Annotated in this window: 1 protein-coding gene; it reads left to right on the top strand. The window is 33.5% G+C overall.

What is annotated here, in order from left to right; translation table 11 throughout:
* The first annotated feature begins 457 nt into the window (after positions 1-457).
* Positions 458-1,150, top strand: a complete 693-nt coding sequence (locus tag G322_RS0119375) for a hypothetical protein (RefSeq protein WP_022943298.1) — start codon at positions 458-460, stop codon at positions 1,148-1,150.
* Positions 1,151-1,240 lie beyond the last annotated feature (90 nt).

Raw genomic sequence — 1,240 nt, 5'->3', positions numbered from 1 at the left:
GAGTTAAGGAGAAAAATCATTCATCTTATCGGTGGGCATGCTGAATATTTGTATAAAATAGAAAAAGTCAGCTAGGGCTCTGATCAATGTCTGGTTAAAAATGAATTTATAGAGCTTATATGCACAGACTCTGAAAAATATGCAAACCTCAGAAATAAATTAGAAAATTTGGGTGCTAAAAATAGTAGTAAAGCTTCATTGTTAATTGCTGTATTTATAGCTGATAAATTTGGGTTTGATGTGGCTGTAATTACGGGGTTAGTTTCGGTTGTTTTATATGGTGCAGTTAAATTTTCTTGAGAAGTTTATTGTTCTATTAATAGTAAAAAAAGCATCTAACAAGCAATTTAAACGGAACTAAAACAGTTGGCTATTGTTCGTTCCTCACAAAATTATAGCCAACAATTTTAGTCCGCTTAATGTGGGCGTTATGTTTCTTTCATGTTTCGGAGTTTAAATGGACTATATATCATATGTATTTACTGCGGTTTTAGCTTGTTTAGCAGGATTTTTAGCTACATACGCTAAAGAAAAAGCAAAGAACTATGCAATTAAAGAAGATTTTATATTACTTACAAAACAGCTCGGAACTAATACTGAAATTGTCGAAAACATTAAAAAAACACTTTCTGAAAAAAGTTGGATCAACCAGCAAGTATGGCTAAAGAAACAAGCTATCTATGAGGAAGTTTTTGAAAAATTATTACTTATTAAAAAACACGCTTATCATCAATCGAAGGAGTTTCATTACCATCTCTACCTCGAAAGAGAGCATGAATATTATCTTTCGCATGACGGCGATACTTGGCCGAATGATCCCAATCTAAAACGAGATCTTGAGCGCAAGAAAAATGAATTTAATGAGAGAGTAACTTCATCAGAATATAAAGAAGAAGTTGAAGGTATTAATAAGGGCCACGAAGAAGCCGTTGCTTGGCTAATGGAGTCCGCATCTATAAACTCAGTCTATATTGATGAACGTGTTCAAAACTCGATAGAAAAAATCAATATTATTTCTAATCGCAGTAAGGTTGATTGGGGTGATTTTGATGAAGTTGAAGACCATATTTATGGTGTTAAAAATGCCGTAGATAATGCAATAAAAGAGATCAAAGAAATTTGTCGAGATGAGTTGAAAATAGAAACATAACAAGGCAATTAAACGGAACTAAAACAGTGGGTTACGTTTCGCTTCGCTCCACATTATAACCCACTGCTTTAGTCCGCTTATTGCGGCGTT

Source organism: Psychromonas hadalis ATCC BAA-638 (assembly GCF_000420245.1).
In the GTDB taxonomy this organism is placed as follows: Bacteria; Pseudomonadota; Gammaproteobacteria; order Enterobacterales; family Psychromonadaceae; genus Psychromonas; species Psychromonas hadalis.
The sequence above is the reverse complement of the archived record's forward strand: the minus strand, read 5'-3'. Positions and strand labels throughout refer to the sequence as shown.